Source organism: Lachnospiraceae bacterium, assembly GCA_025758065.1.
Lineage (GTDB): Bacteria > Bacillota > Clostridia > Lachnospirales > Lachnospiraceae > Enterocloster.
On the sequence record CP107199.1, the window covers coordinates 1,143,753 to 1,150,000 of the forward strand.

General features: G+C 46.6%; 4 protein-coding genes, 3 tRNA genes and 1 rRNA gene (1 of these 8 only partly in view). 3 read left to right on the top strand and 5 right to left on the bottom strand.

The window, feature by feature from the left end; translation table 11 throughout:
• From OGM16_05360 to OGM16_05370, 3 genes are all read left to right on the top strand, one after another.
• Positions 1-1,533: a D-alanyl-D-alanine carboxypeptidase gene (locus OGM16_05360; protein UYJ47693.1), complete on the top strand. Its 1,533-nt coding sequence runs from the start codon at positions 1-3 to the stop codon at positions 1,531-1,533.
• A gap of 179 nt (positions 1,534-1,712) precedes the next feature.
• Positions 1,713-2,738, top strand: a complete 1,026-nt coding sequence (locus tag OGM16_05365) for a PAS domain-containing sensor histidine kinase (GenBank protein UYJ48398.1) — start codon at positions 1,713-1,715, stop codon at positions 2,736-2,738.
• A gap of 2 nt (positions 2,739-2,740) precedes the next feature.
• The gene (locus tag OGM16_05370) at positions 2,741-3,433 is read left to right on the top strand and encodes a response regulator (GenBank protein ID UYJ47694.1); all 693 of its coding nucleotides are present in this window, start codon (positions 2,741-2,743) and stop codon (positions 3,431-3,433) included.
• 58 nt (positions 3,434-3,491) lie between these two features.
• Here OGM16_05370 and OGM16_05375 read toward each other — a convergent pair whose 3' ends face one another.
• From OGM16_05375 to OGM16_05395, 5 genes are all read right to left on the bottom strand, one after another.
• Positions 3,492-4,439 carry an exonuclease domain-containing protein gene (locus OGM16_05375; protein ID UYJ47695.1) on the bottom strand — a complete coding sequence of 316 codons (948 nt, stop codon included), beginning with the start codon at positions 4,437-4,439 and terminating at the stop codon, positions 3,492-3,494.
• A 111-nt stretch (positions 4,440-4,550) separates the two neighbouring features.
• A tRNA-Cys gene (locus tag OGM16_05380) sits at positions 4,551-4,621 on the bottom strand.
• 13 nt (positions 4,622-4,634) lie between these two features.
• Positions 4,635-4,706, bottom strand: a tRNA-Glu gene (locus tag OGM16_05385).
• Positions 4,707-4,723: 17 nt separating this feature from the next.
• A tRNA-Asn gene (locus OGM16_05390) sits at positions 4,724-4,796 on the bottom strand.
• Between the two features lie 75 nt (positions 4,797-4,871).
• Positions 4,872-6,248, bottom strand: a 23S ribosomal RNA gene (locus OGM16_05395); it runs 1,511 nt beyond the window's last position.

Consider the following 6,248-nt stretch of genomic DNA (forward strand, 5'->3'; position numbering starts at 1 on the left):
ATGAAATATGGGAAATTTATAAATCTTGGAAAAAGGGCTTTATTTTTAGTCCTCAGTATTTATTTTATACTCTTTACATATGTAAGAACCGCTCTGGCCGCGTCTTTCTGGCCATCTGCCATCTCCATTGAGGCAGATGGCGGGATCCTTATGGAAGCGCAGACCGGAACGGTTCTTTTTGCTAAAAACGCAGACCAGCCTTATTACCCAGCCAGTATCACAAAAATACTTACTGCCCTGATCGTCCTGGAACACTGCAGTCTTGATGAAGAAGTTACCTTCTCCCATGATGACGTCTACAATGTGGAAGTAGGAAGCAGTACCGCTGGTATTGATGAAGGTGATGTTCTCACGGTCCGTGACTGTCTGTACGCCCTGATGCTGGCTTCTGCCAATGAAAGTGCCAATGCACTTGCCTGCCATGTAAGCGGCTCCAGGGAAGCCTTTGCAGAGCTTATGAACCAGACAGCTGAAAGTCTTGGCTGCACCGGAAGCCATTTTGCAAATCCCAGCGGTTTAAATGATGAAAACCATTATACTACTGCACACGATATGGCCCTGATCACCAGAGCAGCTATCCAGAATCCGGATTTTTTAGAAATTGATAGCACCCGCAACTACAAACTGCCTCCTACTAAACGCAATCCCGAAGGCGGCTATGTGGCAAACCATCACCGCATGCTGGTGAAAAATACCTCTGTCTACTATCCTGGTGCCTTTGCCGGAAAAACCGGCTATACCTCCATTGCCGGCAATACCCTTGTTACCTGTGCAGAAAAAAATGACATGACCCTGATTGCCGTTGTATTAAATGGCCACCAGACCCATTATCCAGATACAAAAGCACTTCTTGACTTTGGTTTTGACCGTTTTCAGATATTAAAGGCTGCTGACCATGAAACTTCTTATAAGGCTCTGGATAATGATATGACCATTGGAGGCATGACTGCCCAGGATAACATTTCTCTTGAATTAGACAAAAACAGTCTGGTTGTCATTCCAAAAGATGCAGACTTTTCTGATACAGAGGCTTCTCTTTCCTATGACCTGGATGAAAATGCCCCTGATAATGCCATCGCCCGCATTCTTTACCAATATGACGGCCATTCAATTGGACAAGTCTATTTATGCTCTACAGGCCAGACAAGACACATAGCAGCTCCACAGGCCGAATTACAGACTGAATCCACCGATCAGACGGAAAAACAGCCCCAGAACCTTCTGCCCCCCGCTGACCGTTCTGCTGCTTCTCCTCAATCTGGGAAGAAATTCCCCATTATCTTAGTTGGAATCTGCGCTCTTGGTCTTACAGCAGCAGGAGTCATCCTCTTTTTCCTTCTCCATTCTCACCGAAAAGAAAAAGAGGACCTGCTCCTGCGCCGCAAGCGCCGCTTAGAACGCCTGGAAGATATCGGCTATTCATCTTCTGATTTTGATCAGCTGCTTTCCCAGAAACGAAGCTCTGCCCCATCTTACAAAAAGCAAAAACATAAGGTAAAACGTCCCCGCAGGAAAACGCCTTTTGACCGCTAAGAAAACGTTACGTTTAACCCGCACATTGCACTTAGGACAGGAATCAATTATAATACAATTGAATACAGAGCGAGGTGGATCCTATGGCGTTGAAAAAAGATTGTCTGAAAAAATTACCAGGCCGGTTAAAGGCCACATTTTTTAATACACTGCACACACTTCCCATAACGATTGCCTGTATGACAGCCGCTACCCTTACAGCCAATGCGCTTTTCCATCTAAGCGGCAATGCCATTAATGTATCCATTATTTACATTCTGGCGATCCTGCTCCATGCTCAGTATACTAAGTGCTACAGCGCTGGTATCATTGCCTCTATTTACAGTGTATTCTGGGTCAATTATGCCTACACTTACCCATATATGACCCTGAACTTCACATTAAGCGGATATCCCCTTACTTTCGTTGGAATGACTTTTATCTCCTGTTTCACCAGCAGTATCTGCATCATGCTTTCCAAGCAGAGTGCCCAGATCCAGGAAAAGGACCGTATGCTGATGCAGGCAGAAAAAGAAACCATGCGCGCCAATCTGCTGCGTGCCATGTCTCATGACCTGCGCACCCCACTGACTACCATCATTGGTTCCAGTGCCACCTATTTAGAGCAGGAAAATGAAATGCCACCAGAGGAAAAGCGCAAGCTGATCCACAATATTGAAGAAGATGCCCAGTGGCTGTTAAATATGGTAGAAAATCTTCTTTCTGTTACACGTATCCAGGATGACCAGGGCATAAGCTCTGTTAATAAAACGGACGAATCCTTAGAGGAAGTTATTTCTGAGGCAGTCCAGCGTTTCCACAAACGCTTCCCTGATATCTCCGTCAAAGTCAGTGTTCCTGATGCTTTTATCATGGTCCCCATGGATGCCATGCTGATCGAACAGGTCATCAACAATCTTTTAGAAAATGCTCATTTTCATTCTGGCAGCGAAAAGCCTATTGAATTGAAAGTGCGCACAGAAAAAGAAAGTCTTTATATCACTATCAAAGACTACGGAAAGGGGATTGACCCCAAACGGCTTCCTACTTTGTTTGACGGTGGCGGTGTAAATACCAATGAATCCGGTGACAGCCACAAAGGAATGGGAATCGGGCTTTCTATCTGCAAGACCATTATTAATGCCCATGGCGGCACTATCCAGGCTGCAAACCATGCAGACGGCGCTATGTTTACTTTTACCTTACCCGACTGGAAGGAGTACTGATTATGACTACAAAAGCGAACATTATCATTATTGAAGACGAGAAAAATATCTGCAGCTTTATCGAACACATTTTAGAACCTCAGGGCTACCGTGTGATCACTGCGAATACAGGCAGAGAAGGCCTGCAGTACATTACTTCCGAACATCCGGATGTGATTCTTTTAGACCTTGGATTACCGGACATGGACGGCTTAAAGCTGATCGAGCAGGTCCGCTCCTGGAGCATTACACCTATTATCGTTATCTCTGCAAGAACACTGGAAAAAAGCAAGATCGCAGCCCTTGATCTGGGTGCTGATGACTATCTGACCAAACCATTTGGCACCGGGGAACTTCTGGCACGTATCCGTACCGCTCTGCGGCATTCCCAGCGCAACCAGCATATTGGAAGCTCCAAATACCAGGTAGGAGATCTGTTAGTAGATTTTGAACGTCGTCTGGTGAAGGTCAAAGATCAGGATGTCCACCTGACCCAGATTGAATACAAGCTGGTATGTCTCCTTGCCCAGAATGCCGGCCGGGTCATGACCTATGAATCTATTATCACAAAGATCTGGGGACCATATGCAGATAATGACAACCAGATCCTTCGGGTAAATATGGCCCACATCCGCCGAAAACTGGAAGAAAACCCGGCTGAGCCACAATACATATTTACAGAGATCGGTGTTGGCTACCGAATGCGCGAAGAATAAATTCAAAGCCAAAATCCCTACATAAGATCCATAAAAAAAGAAGAATCCGTCATTCTTACTATTTTGACGGATTCTTCTTTTTCTTTTTGTTATCTTCTCTTTTCTGGACCAGCATAGGCAGTGCATCTTCCCCCACTGCTTTAATGGTCTTTACTGCATAATATAGATCCCGTTCCGATTTCTTGACCCGGATCTTTCCCTTCATATAACCATGCTCCGGACAAATGCCAAGAGCGAAATAAAACCGCTGCCCATAAGAAAACCAGCGTATCTTTTTCCGCAGCATTCTGGCACATTTTACACATACAATATCTGCAATTTCTTTATCCTTAAGGATCTCTTCCTTACAGTCAAATTCCCCTGAAACATATTTTGAATACTCTGGAAATTTTAACTGATAACTGCACCCACGTTTTGGAAGCCGGTAATAATCGATCGAACTATATTTCCCATATTCTTCCATATTAATATGGCGTAGTGTCCGTCCTGTATAAACTGCATCATCCAGAGCCCTGTGGAATGGACGCTCCTGGTCCAGATCAAGCTGTTCTACAGCGTGATCTAAAGAAATACGGCTCTTTCCATCAGAATACTCCAGAGAATACAATTTTTGCACATCATAGTATAATAAAGGTCTTGGGAAGGGAATTTCCATCCCGTGATAGGTCATATTCCGTTGTAACTCTGTCAGATCCATGGATCCCCAGATACAGAAAATATATTCGTCCTCTCCACACCAGTTCAGAAAATCCTCCATCACTACCGGAAATGGCTGTCCCTTCCGGGAAAGCTCCTCCATGTCCATGTGCGTCACTTCTGATATTTTAAAATGCATTTCTTTATAAGCTTTTGGCCGTACCAGACGATGAAATTCACTTATCTGTTTCATCTGTCTATTCAGCTTCACAGCTCCAATCTCAATAATCTCAAAGGGCATATGCTCCACGGAGCATTCTTTTCCCTCCGCGCTCTGGTTCCACTCCAGATCAAATACAATATAATTCATGTCTTTATCCTGTCAATTTTTTTACTTATACATAGTACCATATTGGCTCAGATATGGAAAGAGTCTATTTTAGCAGAAAAAAAGAACCACATTTCTGTGATTCTTAGAAAGAGGCGACAACCGGAATCGAACCGGTGATAGAGGTGTTGCAGACCTTTGCCTTACCGCTTGGCTATGTCGCCATATTTAGTTAAATGACCCCAAGGGGATTCGGACCCCTGTTACCGCCGTGAAAGGGCGATGTCTTAACCGCTTGACCATGGGGCCTTGCTAATTCTTAAAAACTCCCCGAGTAGGACTCGAACCTACGACCCAACGGTTAACAGCCGTTTGCTCTACCGACTGAGCTATCGAGGAATATTGAAAGTATACATACCTTCAAAACCACATATTGAACTACCGAATACCTGCAACTTTTTGTTCCCTTACCTTTTGGTCAAGCCCTCGACCGATTAGTATCAGTCAGCTCCATGTGTCACCACACTTCCACCTCTGACCTATCTACCTTGTCGTCTTCAAGGGGTCTTACTACCTGCGTATGGGATATCTCATCTTGAGGGGGGCTTCACGCTTAGATGCCTTCAGCGTTTATCCCGTCCGGGCTTGGCTACCCTGCCATGGAGTTGGCACTCCAACAGGTACACCAGCGGCCCGTCCATCCCGGTCCTCTCGTACTAAGGACAGCTCCTCTCAAATATCCTACGCCCACGCCGGATAGGGACCGAACTGTCTCACGACGTTCTGAACCCAGCTCGCGTACCGCTTTAATGGGCGAACAGCCCAACCCTTGGGACCTGCTACAGCCCCAGGATGCGATGAGCCGACATCGAGGTGCCAAACCACTCCGTCGATGTGAACTCTTGGGAGTGATAAGCCTGTTATCCCCAGGGTAGCTTTTATCCGTTGAGCGATGGCAATCCCACTTTCATACCACCGGATCACTAAGTCCTAGTTTCCTACCTGCTCCACCCGTCGGTGTCGCAGTCAAGCTCCCTTATGCCTTTGCACTCTTCTAATGGTTTCCAACCATTATGAGGGAACCTTTGAGCGCCTCCGATACCCTTTCGGAGGCGACCGCCCCAGTCAAACTCCCCGCCTGACATTGTCCCCCAGCCGGTTCACGGCTGCAGGTTAGAAATCCAATACCGCAGGGGTGGTATCCCAACAGCGACTCATCTCAGACTGGCGTCCAAGTTTCTCAGTCTCCCACCTATCCTGTACATGCAGTACCGAATCCCAGTATCAAGCTGGAGTAAAGCTCCATGGGGTCTTTCCGTCCTGGCGCGGGTAACCAGCATCTTCACTGGTATTTCAATTTCACCGGGTGCATTGTCGAGACAGCGCTCAAATCATTACGCCTTTCGTGCGGGTCGGAACTTACCCGACAAGGAATTTCGCTACCTTAGGACCGTTATAGTTACGGCCGCCGTTTACTGGGGCTTCAATTCAGAGCTTCGCTTGCGCTAACCCCTCCTCTTAACCTTCCAGCACCGGGCAGGCGTCAGCCCATATACCTCACCTTACGGTTTTGCATAGACCTGTGTTTTTGCTAAACAGTTGCTTGAGCCTATTCTCTGCGGCCTGGTTTCCCAGGCACCCTTTCTCCCGAAGTTACAGGGTCATTTTGCCGAGTTCCTTAACAATGCTTCTCCCGCCGGCCTTAGGATTCTCTCCTCATCTACCTGTGTCGGTTTACGGTACGGGCACGTATCACACGATAGCGGCTTTTCTTGACAGCCGGAATCACACACTTCACTACTTAAATTCGCTCCGCATCACAGCTTCGGATCGTCAAGCGGATTTGCCAGC